Here is a 13495-nt window from a genome sequence, read left to right on the forward strand (position 1 = left end):
ACTTCCACTTCTTCTTGCTCTTCCGTTTCTGCAATTACTTCCGCTTCTTCTGGCACTTCTGTTTCTGCAATTACTTCTACTTCTTCCCGCTCTTCTGTTTCCGCAATTACTTCCACTTCTTCTAACTCTTCTGCTTCTGCAATTACTTCTATTTCTTCTGGCGCTTCTGTTTCTGCAATTACTTCCACTTCTTCTGGTACTTCCGCTTCTGCAACTACTTCCACTTCTTCTTGCTCTTCCGTTTCTGCAATTACTTCCATTTCTTCTGGTATTTCCACAATGATTGTTTCTTCCAGTTTCTCTTCTGCTTTAACAATCACTGATTCTTCTGGAGATTGCTCTTCTACTTCAATAGTAGGTTGTTCTATTTCTGTATTACGTTTAATTTCTTCTGTTAATATTGTATCCTCGTGCTCTACTTTAGAATCTACTGATTCCTCTTGTAGAATGTTTCGGGCCACTACATCACTTTCTTGTTTAGCATCTTCCATGCTCTCAGCAATTGTTTCGTGAAGTAATTCAGCCGCTGGAACTTCCTGCGGTGCACTAATTTCTTGAACCACTTCTTTTTCTTCTACTATAGGTTCTTGGCGTTCAATTTCATAACCGTTTTTCTCTAGCCATTGATCGACAACTGACTTTTCTTCCTTTTTATTTTGTTGATCTTGCTGATCAACTCCTTCATGACTGGAAGAATTCGTTGCTTGTCCTTCTGAGAAATCAGATAATGCATATCCTTTTTTCTCTAACCATGCATCAACGACTGATTTGCCCTCTACAGATATTTCAAGGTCTTCTCTTTCCTTTTCTTCCTCCTGCTTTTCTACCTTTTTCTCTACTGAAGGACGATTATATCCGTAAATTGGCGAAATCATTTCTGTTGGACGAAATGGTCTACGGTTACTTTCTTGCGTAGGTACAGATGCTTTCTTTACGACAGGCTCTCGCTCCGGTTCATATTGCATTTCCGGCTCTTCATATGTAGAAACTACCTTCTCCACATACTGTCGTCTACTTCTTTCCACTTTGATTCCTCTTTGAATAGGCTGCTCTTCATATGTTACAGCTTGAACAGGTTGTTCTTCAAAATACCCTGTTTCTATAACATCCTCTTCATCGAACCCATTATCCGGTACTAATGGAAAACGGCATTTACCTGCATTCCTACTTGCCATTTGTGCTTCTCTTGCTTCAGTGTAGTGGTTTACACGAGGAATTTTCGGCTGACTTTCAACTTGCTCCGGTACTTCTTTATTCATCGCTGTTTGTTCTTCCTCTTTGTTAAACAGCTTTTTCATCCAATCTAACATGCTTACCACTCTTTCTACTAAATAGTAACATCCTTTATTGTATCAGCATTCGGCAAAAAGTGCAGGTAAAATTAAGCATGTCATATTTATCCATAACATTCTAATTTACGAGTATTTTCATATAGAAAAACGCACCCTTACATATAAGACTGCGTTTAAGCTTTACTCTTCCGATATTCCTCTACACTATCCGTTACACTTTGCAATAAAGAATTTACATACTGCGAGTCAGATAATTTTTTATCTTCTTCAGGGTTGGACATAAACCCAAGTTCTAATAGTACACCAGGTACTTTGGACCAATTAAATCCAGAAAGATCATCCCTGAATTTAATTCCATTCACTTTCACCTGCTGATTCTCTCTCATTTTATTTACAATCGTTTGAGAGATTTGAAGACTTTCAGCATAAATCTCTTTCGTGTACGGACTTCCTTCTGCCGGTGTTAATACAGCAAATCCACTTTGATTCGGATTTTCAGAACCATCTGCATGAAGACGTAAAAACAAATTCGCCTTATGATCATTCGCAAATGTCGCGCGTTCTTTATTACTTATATCCACATCTTGTGACGTTCTCGTCATTAATACTTGTATTCCCTTAGCTTCTAACTTTTCTTTTAATAGGAAAGCCATTTCTAATACGAGAACAGCCTCTCTTTTTTTCGTCACAACACCAGTTGTACCATCTGTCACTTTATATTTTTGCGTCGCTGCTCCTGGCCCAATCGGCTCTAAATTTAAATTTGCTTTTTGTTGATGCCCCGGATCAATAATGACAAGAAACTTTTCTTGCTTTTCATTACTCTCTACTTTTTGTTCATTATTTTGCAGCGGTTGCTCAGTTGGCTGCACTGGCGTAGCTTCCTCTTTCTTTTCCTCGGTAGGCACTTCCTCCTGCTTATGCTCCACTTGCTCAGTTGTTTGAACTGCTTGCGGTTCTTCTTTCTTTTCTTGTTCTGCTTGCTGCTTTTCTACCGGTGCGTCGTCCTTGTTATCTTTGTTTGTTTCCTGCATAGAAGATGTTACTTCTTTTTTCGGCTCTTCTTGCGAACAACCGCCCATATATATGCCAATGAATGCAATCATACTCATTATTTTTATATACTTCATATTTTTCTCCCATCACTTTGCACCGGTCTCAAAGTTTTTCTTATAATTGTTTTATAATCTCATCCATATTTCCAATATGAACGGGTTGCCACGTTTCAGTTCCACGCTCCGCTGTATAAACGAGATAAGCATCATCAACTACATTTACGAAAATCGGATCCCCCATATCTGTTTCATATCCGATAACAATCCATTCTTCTTTCCATTTTCCATGTTCTTCACTTATTAATGGTTTTTTATGTTTATCATATCGATAACCGATTTGTCCTTTTTCTAATTCATTTTCACTAAACAAATATATTTCATAGGAGCCTAACTCGATATCTTGTTGTTTTGAAGTTTCAATTCGTTTCAGAAGTTCTGCAATTTTTAGTTGTTGTTTCATACGTCTATCCCCTTCTATTTTTCTAAATTTTAACTAGTTTGTTTATAAAATACAATATAGATTTTAAGAAAAAAGGTGACATCCTTATAAATATGAACGATTTTCTACATATATCTATTACAACTCGCAATATATTAACGATTCAATAGAAAAGAGAGGCTGTCCAAAAGGACAACCTCTCTTTTTTACATCAATTAAAATTTGAACTCTTGTCCAACTTCAAAGCTATCTTCTAATACAAGAATACCTTTTTCTTGTGGAGCATCTGGAAGCTCTAATTCACGTGCTGAGCAAATCATTCCTGAAGAAGGAACTCCACGAAGTTCAGCTGGTTTAATTAACATACCGCTTGGCATTACAGCGCCAATTTTTGCAACGACAACTTTTTGTCCCGCATCAACGTTCGGTGCGCCACATACGATTTGTAATGTTTCTGTACCGATTTCTACTTTACAAATGTTTAACTTATCAGCATTTGGATGCTTCTCTTTTTCAGCTACATAGCCTACAACAAATTTCGGAGAAAGATCTGCTTCTACTGTTTCTTCAAAGCCGTTCTTCGCTAAAATTCCGTTGATTTGTTCTACAAGCTCTTTCGTTAACGTTAAGTTACCTGTTTCTTTTACTTCTAAGTAAGAAGATGCATTAAAGATGTTGAATCCTGCTGTGTCGTTGCTTTCACGATCGTATACGCGTGCAACATCTCCTTTGCGATCAAAAGTACGGTTCTCTAAAGTAATATCTTGTAAGGCAACAATTAGAGTGTCACCAATTCCTTCAAGGTTGTAAAAAACGTTCACTTCGTTCATCCTTTCTCTTTTCCATCTGTCTTCTTCCGATTTTTCGCTAAAATAAAGATTGGTTCAAAGTCCCCATCTTCATATACGAATGAAAGTGATGTAATCGGAACATGCCCTTCGGCAAAAAATTTCATTGTCATTTGTGCAATAATATCATAACCGATTTCGTTGACGATATCAGCAATAATTAATACATCTTGGTGAGGAACAGCAACAACCATATCACCAGAAATTTTTTCACGCATCGATTGTAGTAACGATTCATTTAAAATACGAGTCGCATCATACCCATCATTTGTGTTTAAAAAGTAGAATGTATTCCCTGCTACTGTGTCTTGTTTAAATTCATAACCTAATGAGCGAGCGTTGAATAATGCCATTTCACGCACTTGTTGCTCTGTCAGTCCTAATTTTTGTAATAGACGTTCATCAATTAATCGATACGTTTTATTCGAATCTAACGCGTAGTAAATACGTGTTTCCGCCGTATGATCCGTCATAATAAACGGATTTCCTTCTTCTGCTTGTTTCGGGAAAGAAGTAGAGCGAATAACAGGTAAAATTTTCGCCGCGCTATTTTCTTCTTTATGCATCGCAATTAACGCTTCTTGTACGTAATAAGCAACCTCTTCAATTGCTTTTTCTTTATTCACTTCCCATTTTGCCACAACTCCTGGAAGCGATACGTTAATACCTTTTTTCGAGTCTTTCTGTTCTATACGTAGAACTTCTTTCTCGCTATCATACTGAAAGTCCCATTCCGGGCGAGATAATTTCTTCATTAACTCGTCTTTCATCTTTTTACTTGTCATCTTCATCTCTTTTTCCTCCCTTCCAAAAAAATAACCTCCCCCGCGAAGGTAGAGGTTGTTTTACAATTCAATTGGCAAATTGCCTTATTTTAAACCTTCAATGAACTCTTCGATTTGTTCTTGTGTTTTACGGTCTTTGTTTACATAGCGACCTGTTTCTTCACCTTTATTGTACGCTACAAAGCTCGGAATGCCAAATACGTCTAATTTTACGCATAGATCAATAAACTCATCACGATCTACATAGTAAAATGAGAAATCACTATATTTCTCTTCTACTTCTGGCATAAATGGATCTACAAAACGGCAGTCAGGGCACCATTCTGCTGAGAACATAAAGACTACATTCTCTTCATTTTTCAATTGTTGGAATTGCTCCATGCTTTCTAATGATTTCATCTATATTTCCTCCTCTAACGAGTGCATTTTTTCATGTTATAATCTTTCTTTTATACTACCATACATCGCGCATGGTGCAAGGTTTATGCTTGCTTTTCGTCATACTTATATTGCCCAACAAGTAACTTAACAACGTGTACAAATAATTCCGTACGGTCGACATAATCATCTGTAAAAATACCGATTGCACCTTCGTGACTACGAATATCTTTTCTCTGCACAAACTCTTCCATCACTTCACTTAACTCTTTGCCATCTTCAAGAGGTGCTAAAAAATCGTCTGGTAACTTAATACGCGCCCCGCCAGCAACGAATGTTTTACCGTCACTTGTTGCTAACGCGCCCCAGTTACACATAAATAAACCGTGCTCCGTTTTCATTACGCCGCCTTCTAGCCCAATACCAATTTGAGCTTCTCCTTCTTGCAGCGCTCGCTTCGCTCTATTAACCGCTCCTTGCATCGTCTCTTCATCTGAAAACGGCTGGTTTGCTACTCCTGAAGGAACAGAAAGAGATGTAATTATAGCATCATTCCACACCTTCTCCACAGCTCCAACTTTCGTTTTATTCTTCGATCCAACTACTACTTTCATTTCATTCACCTTTATATACATTCATCATTTCGCCCTACTTAAATTAAACATCAATCACTACCATACATCACCGGCGCATCTATCCAATCTAAAAAAGAAGTTGGATTTCCTCACCATTGCCGACCTCGAACACAAAACAGCCTTCCTACCCAGTGTCTTAATACACCATTCGAGCACCAATTAGGCACTGACCGCCACCACACATGGATGGATCATCTATTCAAGCCAAAAAAAGAAAGGCTCTTCAGCCCTTCTTCCTCTCTACGCGTTATTCTTAATTGTCTCTAACGTCGTTTTATCCGTTGCTCTTACAAGCTTCGTAATTAACTCTTTCGCTGCCGCATAATCATCAACATGTAAAATAGAAGCATGTGTATGAATGTAGCGTGCGCAAACACCAATTACTGCTGATGGGATACCTGAGTTACTTGTATGTACACGGCCCGCATCTGTACCACCTTGTGAAATAAAGTATTGGTACGGAATGTTGTGTGTTTCTGCTGTATCTAAAATAAATTCGCGCATTCCTCTATGTGTTACCATCGTACGGTCGTAAATACGAAGAAGAGCACCTTTTCCTAATTGACCGAACTGCGTTTTATCACCAGACGCATCGTTCGCTGGGCTTGCATCAAGCGCATAGAAAATGTCTGGTTGAATCATATTTGCAGCTGTTTGCGCACCGCGAAGACCAACTTCTTCTTGTACAGTCGCGCCAGAGTATAATGTGTTTGGTAATGTTTCGTCTTTTAATTCTTTTAGTAATTCGATTGCAAGGCCACATCCGTAACGGTTGTCCCAAGCTTTCGCCATAATTTTCTTTTCGTTTGCCATCGGCGTAAACGGGCAGATTGGCACGATTTGTTGTCCTGGTTTTATACCAATTTCAATCGCATCTTCATAGCTGTCTGCACCTATATCAATTAACATATTTTTTATATCCATCGGTTTTGCACGTTGCGCGTCACTTAATAAATGAGGAGGAATAGAACCAACAACCCCAATAACAGGACCATTCTTCGTCATAACTTGTACACGTTGTGCTAATAGAACTTGGCTCCACCAGCCGCCTAACGTTTGAAAACGAAGCATCCCGTTTTTCGTAATTTGCGTAACCATGAAACCTACTTCATCCATATGACCTGCTACAAGAACACGTGGGCCAGTTTCGTCCCCTTTTTTCAGACCAAATACGCTACCTAAACCGTCTTGCACAATTTCATCCGCATATTTGCTTAATTCTTGCTTCATAAAACGGCGTACATCATGTTCGAAACCTGATGCACCTTGTAATTCTGTTAACGTACGAAATAATTGTAATGTCTCTTTATTCACGAAGTCCCCTTCTTTCAAACCTTAGTAGAATACCTCTTTTATTGTAACGAAATTTTCGAAATGTTTCTAGTTTCTTCTTTTTTAGCTGTATTTGCTTTATAATTATTATTGGTACACTATTTTTATTTTATAGAATTGAGGTGAATATATGAGCTGGAAAGGTTTAGTAGCAGGTCTTGGCGTTGGATTTGCAGCTGGTTATCTTGTTGCAAACAAAGTCCAAGAACAATCCCATATTTCTTCAGAAAAAGCATTGAAAATGGTGAAACAAGCATTAAGTCATAAAGGTGAAATTACTGGCTCTTGGGTACATATGGTTCCAGAGACATTTGAAAAATATGATGTCGCATATGAAGTTTATCGCGGCGGTCTTACAACGATGTTAGATGATATACAAGAACGATTTGAATTTTTAGTTGATGCTAAAACAGGTACTGTTTTAGAGGTTATAGCAGCATAAAAAAGAGGGTTCCCATTAGGTGAACCTCTTATTTTTTAATTATGGATAGTAATTGAAATTATATCGGCGTTTTTTGAAATATATCGATTTATCGACCAAAAAAGCCAATAATAAAAAGGCTGCCCCAACAGACTGCTAGAACACCCTCCTCTGTTTATGCTTCTATACTCGTTTTCCGCTCTATTTTTTCTACGATATGCCCTTCCTCATTCCACTTTACGGCACGGTAATATGCGTCATGATAAAACGTAAACCAAGCATCGTTTTCAGCGCCGTACTTCATCCACTTTTGCTTATTTTCAATCGATGTCATTGGATAATCATCGTATGCCATTACCCATAGTACATTTTGATGGGCGTGCGTCGGCAATAGATCTGCTAAATGAAGCATCGTTTCACCTTTGCTTTCTAAAGCAATAACTGCATGTCCATCACTATGACCGCCTGTATGCACCATTTTTATTTCATCTGTAATTTCTATTTCTTGTTGGAACGTAATAACTTGATCTACAATTGGCTCCCAATTTTCCTTCCAATATGTATTACGTGATCTAATATTTGGGTTCCTCATTTCATTCCATTCTGTTTCGCTTACGTAAATTTTCGCATTCGGAAAAGCTGGTACAAGGCCATCATCTTTCCGTTTTGTTAAACCAGATGCATGATCAAAATGAAGGTGCGTCATTAAAACGTAGTGGATATCTTCAGGCGTTAATCCTAGTTTTTCTAATGATTCATAAACCGATGATTCTTCTGTTACACCTTGATTTCGCTTCATCTTCTCATTCAATTTACCGTTTCCTATTCCCGAATCAATGAGCATATTCCCGTCTTTCGTTTGCAAAAGTAACGGATCTGTTCGTAAATAAATATGATTTGTATCATTATGTTTATACTTACGTGACCAAAGTACTTTCGGCACAACTCCAAACATTGCTCCCCCGTCTAAATGTGTGTTCCCACCTTTTAGCCACGTCACTTTTATATCGCCAATTTGTAACTGTTCCATTACGCATCCCCCTTTTTAATTAATATTAACACAAAATTCCGATTATTTTAGCTACAAAAAACCTATGCATTACTGCATAGGTTCTGTACGATATTTCGCTTCCACTCGGTAAATACGATGACCTTTACTAGAGAACTTCTCTTCGTATTCAGTCATGATATTACCTTCATAATCACTATTATGAAGGTCTAGGCTAAGGTAAGTTAATAACATACCATACTCAGCCATACTCATTAGAGAGTATTCAAATAAACCTTGGTTATCTGTTTTGAAATGAATTTCTCCGCCTTCTACTAACACTTCTTCATAATTACGTAAAAACGTTTTATACGTTAAACGACGCTTCGTATGACGTGTCTTTGGCCATGGATCTGAGAAGTTTAAATAAACGCGATCAATCTCACCTTTTGCAAAGAAAACTTTTAAATCTTCAGCATCTTTATTAATTAACTTTAAGTTCGGTAATTCTTCTTCAATTAATTTATCAAGTGCATCTACAACAACACTTGTGAATTTTTCAATTCCAATATAATTAATATGCGGATTTGCTTTTGCCATATCATACATAAAGCGGCCACGACCTGTACCTACTTCAATATGAATTGGTTGTTCATTTCCAAATACTTCTTTCCAGTTACCAGCGCGCTCCTCTGGGTTTCCAATTACGATATGTGAATACTCATTAATTCGATCCATTGCATATGGTTTATGTCTTAAACGCATAGATGTCTCCCTCTCTTTACATAGCTATTTTAAAGGAATAATTCCTTCTTTCTGTTTTAATCAATCTACCAAACAAAAAACCAAGTACGTACGAGCACTCGGTCCGTTTCTTTCAAGTATAAGATGTACCATTTTGATAAAAACTACATACAGCATTAAACATTCCATGACGAAACAGCTTTTTCTCTTATATTTCTAGGAAGAGAAAAACAATCGAAAGGATGATCCGTTCATGCCAATTAATCAACAACATCAATTAGAAGTGCTGAAAGATATTTTAGTCAATCACCAAAGTGATTGTTGCGGGACAGTTTCTGAATGCGAGCAATTAGAGCGTCTCATTCAATCGTTACTCGCAAACGATAGTATAAGTAGTGACGCTAAAGCAATGCTAAACGATGTATATTCTTATAGTCAATCGGGTAAATCTTCCTCTAATTTGGACAACCACATTTCCAATAATCAAGAACAACTTACTCAGTGGATTGCTGGAATGGACAATTTTTCTTAAGTATTACTCTGAAGCAAGTAGTTGCTGTAAATATTGATGCCAATATTCAGCTTCTGCTTGCTGCTTTTTTGTTGTGTGCCATTGAATAGACAAAATCGTTTGTGCTATTACATACCACCTCATACGCCTAAGCAGCAATTCATCCATTTCAATATCATAATATTCGAGCCACTCGCTCCATTCGTGGCGCGGAATGTACCAATATAATAACATACCGAGGTCTAGAGCTGGGTCAGCAATTACAGCTCCATCCCAATCAATTAAAAACAGCTCATCTTCATCCGACAATAGCCAGTTGTTATGGTTCACATCACAATGGCATACAACGAATTCATTGTGTTCAATATCTTTTAATGAATCCATTAAATATTGAAGGCCTTGCTGAATTGCTTCATCATCCCTTATATCTCCTCTTAAAACAAGTTGCAGTTGTTGTAATAACTCTTGTGCGTGAAGCGGCTGCTTCCCAAGTCTTTGAATCATCTGTACAAGTGCTTTAGAGGAGTGTATTTTCTTCAAAAGTTTTGCAACACGTTCTAGTTTCATATCCTCTGGCTCTAGCTTCTGTCCCGGAAGCCATTTTTGAGCAGAAATTACATCACCGTTCGTTACCCTTCTTGTCCAAAGTAATTTTGGAACAATTCCTTCTGCTGACAATACCGCTAAAAAGGGCGATGTATTCCGCTTTAAAAATAACTTCTGTTGTCCGTTTTGCGCAATATATGCATCGCCCGTTACTCCACCAGCCGGTACAAGACTCCACTCTTTTCCTAATAATTGTTCCAACCATTCCATATTCATTACCCGTTAACAAATCCTTATCTTTTATAGTTATGAAAAGAAAAACCGCAACATTTCTACACATGTTGTGGATTCATATATTTTACTGTAAATGAAAAGAAAACTTGGCATAAGCCAAAAACTCTCTATTTTATTTTACAAAACCAGTCATAGAATGACAACTTATCAAAATCGTCACCTTTGTCAATTCTACATTTATTACATTCTCATCGTCAAGTAGCGATTTGTCACATTATCGTCAATATATACGTGCTAATTGGAGCCAGCTGAAGTTCCTTTCCTCTAAATGAAGAAATTGGCTCTATTTTTGCTTGCTTTTCGTTTACTAACACATGCCACGTTTCTTCTTTCGGAAGTTGCACCGTTTTAGCTTCTAAACCGCTATTAAATAAAACCACAATCTCTTTCCACGGTCCAAACGATTCTGCATGCACTAGGTGATATGCAAGTACTTCTGGAGAGGTTTGCAAAAAAGTCATGTGCTTTTTTATAAGATCTGCGTTTTGTAATCGGAATGCTCCGTGCTCTTTACGAATCGCAATTAAACCTTTTATATAGTTAACGGTCTCTATCTCGTTCTCTTTTTGATCCCAATCTAATTGATTAATTTCATCATTTGCATTATAACTATTTTCATTTCCTTGCTTCGTACGATAAAACTCTTGCCCCGCATGTAAGAAAGGAATACCTTGCGAAAGAATCACCATTGCGCTCGCTAGAAGGTGACGTTTTTTCAAAATCTCTTCTGGCTCTTCATTACTACGCATTAGTTTATCCCACATCGTCATATTGTCATGACATTCTACATAGTTAATACTTTGCACAGGCTCTAAAAACAAACCTGTTTCTTTCCTACTTAAAAGGCTTCCTGATGCTATATACTGCAAATGATTACAGTCTACATGCCCACCAAATGCAAAACCACGTTTATTTATATGAAAGGTACTCCCTTTTATTCCATCACGAAATTGATCATTAAATTGCGCAATATACGGCATTTTCTTTGCATTATTTAACGTTGCTTTTTCCTCTAGAGGAAGTGGTGTTTGTAGATCCCACCCTTCTCCTAATAACAATGCATCTCGTTTTATATTTCGCACTTCTTTTTCTATTATGTTCATTGTATCAACATCTAAAATTCCCATTAAATCGAATCGGAATCCATCAACATTGTACTCAATAAGCCAATATAAAATAGACTCTACAATGAATTTCCTCATCATTTTTCGTTCAGATGCTATATCATTCCCGACTCCCGTCCCATTAGAAGGCATGCCATCTTCACCATGACGAAAATAATATCCTGGGACAAGCTTTTCAAATGATGATAGCTCTCTTTCATACACATGATTATATACAACATCTACAATCACCCTAATGCCATGCTCATGAAATGTTTCGATCAACTGTTTACACTCTACTATCCTGTTATACGGATCAGAGAGGTCTGTAGCATAATATCCCGTTGGTGCATTGTAATATAATGGATTGTAACCCCAATTATATGCAGAGGAAGGATTCGCCTCATCTACACCACCGAAACAATATAAAGGTAATAATTCAACATGTGTAACACCCAAATCTTTTATATGAGACAAGCCTGTTAACGTCCCATTTCGCCCTGTTGTTCCTTCTTCCATTAGCCCCTTATATGTTCCTTTTTTACTCACTCCGCTGCCCTGATGAATAGTAGCATCGCGAATATGCAGTTCATACAATATGGCATCTGTCATTGCCTGTAATGGTGGTAATTGCTCCCCCTTTGTTACATTTGTCTTTTCTAAATCGATAACAACGCCGTACTTCCCATTTACAGTCACTGACTTTACGTAAGGGTCCACCGCTTCATTCCATATTAAATTAATACAAACAAGAAATGTATACTTTGCTCCAGCTAAATCGCCTTGTAATGTATGAGTCCAAACTCCATTTTCTCCTCTGTACATTTCATGATCGGTATATTCTTTATCACTTTTATAAATCCTTACTTTCGCAAGCCTCGCAGTTGGAGCCCACACTTTAAATGTCGTTGCTTCTTTTTGATACACAGCCCCTAAATCGGTACCTTCGTAATAATACTTTTCATCGAAAATAGCTGTTCTTATGACAGCACCTATTTGTAAATCTGTTTCTTCATTCCGTTCATCTCGTACTGTATAATACTTCCCCACATCTAGCGGCTCTTCTATAAAGCACTCATACTTCGTTGCATCCGGAAGCGCAATTGTATGAGCAATCGGTAAATCTTTCACGTTACTTCCTTCTTGCAAACGAAATGTCCGACTTGTTCCATACGCATGTGGGAGCAAAATTGTAATTTTATTCATTTCATCTAAATAGGCATCAAATGGACGTTTTACTTTCAACATAAAAAAATCACCATCATTCTTAAAGTTAAATGAAACGAGCTGCAAATGATAAGGCTTTTCTTATCAGCAAAGCTCTATACAGTAACACATTATTCTTTATAGTATATTCACCTGTATAAAAAACGTTTTCATACATTCTATTTTTGTAATTTTATTTCAGCAATCGCTTTATACTTCGGTGTCTCCTTCACGTGAGATTCGTATAAAGTAATTGTATCCGCTTGAAATGATATTTCAGGCACTTCCTTTATATGTTCTAAATCAAATTTACCTTCTCCTACCCATTTACGAGCTACAGTAATATGCGGATGATACGGGCGCGTTTCTAAAGAAAATCCATTCCCTTCACAAATAGCGTGTACTTGCTTTTGTAACTGGAACAAATCTTGATTCTCACTTACCTTCGACCAAAAAATACGTGGCCTATCTTCCATACCAAACGTTGAAAACCCTTGTAATGTGAACGATAGTTCCTTTTTTTCTGTAAGTATTTGTAATCCATTCTTTATTCCCTCTAATTGTTCCTCTGTCGCACTCCCTAAAAATGAAAGGGTAATATGATAGTCTTCTTTATGTACCCATGAACGAAATGGTAATCCCTCCTGCATTTCCTCTTTATAGTTAGAAAGCACTTCTTTTATATGATTTGGTAAAGTGATTGCGACAAAATAATGTGGCTCCATGTACATCTTCTCCTTCTTTCTATTGTTGCTTTTCTTTCTTATCTCATTCAATGAAAAAGAATCAAATTTCCCTAACAGTCTAACCAAGTTAAGATTGCAATACGAAATGAAATTATATCGATATTTCGACAAGGAATATCGCCTTACCAACAAACGATACGTAACAGAAAACCGTCCCAAAATATGTATCGGG

14 protein-coding genes and 1 pseudogene are annotated in these 13495 nt (G+C 37.3%); 2 read left to right on the plus strand and 13 right to left on the minus strand.

The features are described 5' to 3' along the window. The 8 genes and pseudogenes from PDL00_RS32465 to PDL00_RS32500 form a co-directional block, all read right to left on the minus strand. Positions 1 to 1310: pseudogene (locus PDL00_RS32465) on the minus strand (DNA translocase FtsK); the annotation flags it as partial. 155 nt (positions 1311 to 1465) lie between these two features. Next, a complete protein-coding gene (locus PDL00_RS32470; RefSeq protein WP_270733656.1) occupies positions 1466 to 2422 on the minus strand; it encodes an N-acetylmuramoyl-L-alanine amidase in 957 nt (318 codons plus the stop codon). 40 nt (positions 2423 to 2462) lie between these two features. Then, entirely contained in the window at positions 2463 to 2807 is a 345-nt protein-coding gene (locus tag PDL00_RS32475; RefSeq protein ID WP_270733657.1) for a thiamine transporter, read from the minus strand. Positions 2808 to 3001: 194 nt separating this feature from the next. After that, positions 3002 to 3616: a YtpR family tRNA-binding protein gene (ytpR, locus tag PDL00_RS32480; RefSeq protein ID WP_242256407.1), complete on the minus strand. Its 615-nt coding sequence runs from the start codon at positions 3614 to 3616 to the stop codon at positions 3002 to 3004. Beyond that, on the minus strand, positions 3613 to 4425 hold the full coding sequence (locus PDL00_RS32485) for a DUF1444 domain-containing protein (RefSeq protein WP_000784603.1): 813 nt from the start codon (positions 4423 to 4425) through the stop codon (positions 3613 to 3615). Before PDL00_RS32485 ends, ytpR begins: the two co-directional genes overlap by 4 nt. Before the next feature lie 78 nt (positions 4426 to 4503). After that, positions 4504 to 4818, minus strand: coding sequence for a thioredoxin family protein (locus PDL00_RS32490; RefSeq protein ID WP_000838193.1), 315 nt, complete (start codon positions 4816 to 4818; stop codon positions 4504 to 4506). 83 nt (positions 4819 to 4901) lie between these two features. Continuing rightward, positions 4902 to 5411, minus strand: coding sequence for a DUF84 family protein (locus PDL00_RS32495; protein ID WP_061676818.1), 510 nt, complete (start codon positions 5409 to 5411; stop codon positions 4902 to 4904). 261 nt (positions 5412 to 5672) lie between these two features. Beyond that, the gene (locus PDL00_RS32500; protein WP_002123132.1) at positions 5673 to 6746 is read right to left on the minus strand and encodes a M42 family metallopeptidase; all 1074 of its coding nucleotides are present in this window, start codon (positions 6744 to 6746) and stop codon (positions 5673 to 5675) included. Between the two features lie 148 nt (positions 6747 to 6894). Between PDL00_RS32500 and PDL00_RS32505 the strand changes: the two genes are divergently transcribed. Further along, on the plus strand, positions 6895 to 7206 hold the full coding sequence (locus tag PDL00_RS32505; RefSeq protein WP_000118541.1) for a PepSY domain-containing protein: 312 nt from the start codon (positions 6895 to 6897) through the stop codon (positions 7204 to 7206). A 154-nt stretch (positions 7207 to 7360) separates the two neighbouring features. On the opposite strand, the gene PDL00_RS32510 is transcribed toward PDL00_RS32505, so the two are convergent. After that, positions 7361 to 8215: a YtnP family quorum-quenching lactonase gene (locus tag PDL00_RS32510; RefSeq protein WP_270733658.1), complete on the minus strand. Its 855-nt coding sequence runs from the start codon at positions 8213 to 8215 to the stop codon at positions 7361 to 7363. A 69-nt stretch (positions 8216 to 8284) separates the two neighbouring features. Further along, positions 8285 to 8938 (minus strand): tRNA (guanosine(46)-N7)-methyltransferase TrmB, encoded by a 654-nt coding sequence (gene trmB, locus PDL00_RS32515; RefSeq protein ID WP_242256412.1) that lies wholly within the window; start codon positions 8936 to 8938, stop codon positions 8285 to 8287. A gap of 232 nt (positions 8939 to 9170) precedes the next feature. On the opposite strand from trmB, the gene PDL00_RS32520 reads away from it, so the two are divergent. Further along, the gene (locus PDL00_RS32520; RefSeq protein ID WP_001122236.1) at positions 9171 to 9449 is read left to right on the plus strand and encodes a YtzH-like family protein; all 279 of its coding nucleotides are present in this window, start codon (positions 9171 to 9173) and stop codon (positions 9447 to 9449) included. Positions 9450 to 9452: 3 nt separating this feature from the next. On the opposite strand, the gene PDL00_RS32525 is transcribed toward PDL00_RS32520, so the two are convergent. The 3 genes from PDL00_RS32525 to thpR all read right to left on the minus strand — a co-directional run bounded on the left by PDL00_RS32525 (position 9453) and on the right by thpR (position 13302). Continuing rightward, positions 9453 to 10250, minus strand: coding sequence for a phosphotransferase family protein (locus PDL00_RS32525; RefSeq protein WP_120450943.1), 798 nt, complete (start codon positions 10248 to 10250; stop codon positions 9453 to 9455). A 227-nt stretch (positions 10251 to 10477) separates the two neighbouring features. Beyond that, positions 10478 to 12619: a type I pullulanase gene (gene pulA, locus PDL00_RS32530; RefSeq protein ID WP_270733660.1), complete on the minus strand. Its 2142-nt coding sequence runs from the start codon at positions 12617 to 12619 to the stop codon at positions 10478 to 10480. A 137-nt stretch (positions 12620 to 12756) separates the two neighbouring features. Beyond that, positions 12757 to 13302, minus strand: coding sequence for an RNA 2',3'-cyclic phosphodiesterase (gene thpR, locus PDL00_RS32535; RefSeq protein WP_270733661.1), 546 nt, complete (start codon positions 13300 to 13302; stop codon positions 12757 to 12759). Between the last annotated feature and the right edge of the window lie 193 nt (positions 13303 to 13495).

Origin of the sequence: Bacillus cereus group sp. TH152-1LC (assembly GCF_027710505.1) — a bacterium.
Classification (GTDB): Bacteria; Bacillota; Bacilli; order Bacillales; family Bacillaceae_G; genus Bacillus_A; species Bacillus_A mobilis.

Coding starts and splice junctions, on each gene's coding strand:
- thpR (WP_270733661.1), bottom strand. CDS start 13,302: ATGGAGCCACATTATTTTGTCGCAATCACTTTACCAAATCATATAAAA.
- pulA (WP_270733660.1), bottom strand. CDS start 12,619: ATGTTGAAAGTAAAACGTCCATTTGATGCCTATTTAGATGAAATGAAT.
- trmB (WP_242256412.1), bottom strand. CDS start 8,938: ATGCGTTTAAGACATAAACCATATGCAATGGATCGAATTAATGAGTAT.
- PDL00_RS32495 (WP_061676818.1), bottom strand. CDS start 5,411: ATGAAAGTAGTAGTTGGATCGAAGAATAAAACGAAAGTTGGAGCTGTG.
- PDL00_RS32510 (WP_270733658.1), bottom strand. CDS start 8,215: ATGGAACAGTTACAAATTGGCGATATAAAAGTGACGTGGCTAAAAGGT.
- PDL00_RS32470 (WP_270733656.1), bottom strand. CDS start 2,422: ATGAAGTATATAAAAATAATGAGTATGATTGCATTCATTGGCATATAT.
- PDL00_RS32525 (WP_120450943.1), bottom strand. CDS start 10,250: ATGAATATGGAATGGTTGGAACAATTATTAGGAAAAGAGTGGAGTCTT.
- PDL00_RS32485 (WP_000784603.1), bottom strand. CDS start 4,425: ATGAAGATGACAAGTAAAAAGATGAAAGACGAGTTAATGAAGAAATTA.
- PDL00_RS32475 (WP_270733657.1), bottom strand. CDS start 2,807: ATGAAACAACAACTAAAAATTGCAGAACTTCTGAAACGAATTGAAACT.
- PDL00_RS32505 (WP_000118541.1), top strand. CDS start 6,895: ATGAGCTGGAAAGGTTTAGTAGCAGGTCTTGGCGTTGGATTTGCAGCT.
- PDL00_RS32490 (WP_000838193.1), bottom strand. CDS start 4,818: ATGAAATCATTAGAAAGCATGGAGCAATTCCAACAATTGAAAAATGAA.
- PDL00_RS32520 (WP_001122236.1), top strand. CDS start 9,171: ATGCCAATTAATCAACAACATCAATTAGAAGTGCTGAAAGATATTTTA.
- ytpR (WP_242256407.1), bottom strand. CDS start 3,616: ATGAACGAAGTGAACGTTTTTTACAACCTTGAAGGAATTGGTGACACT.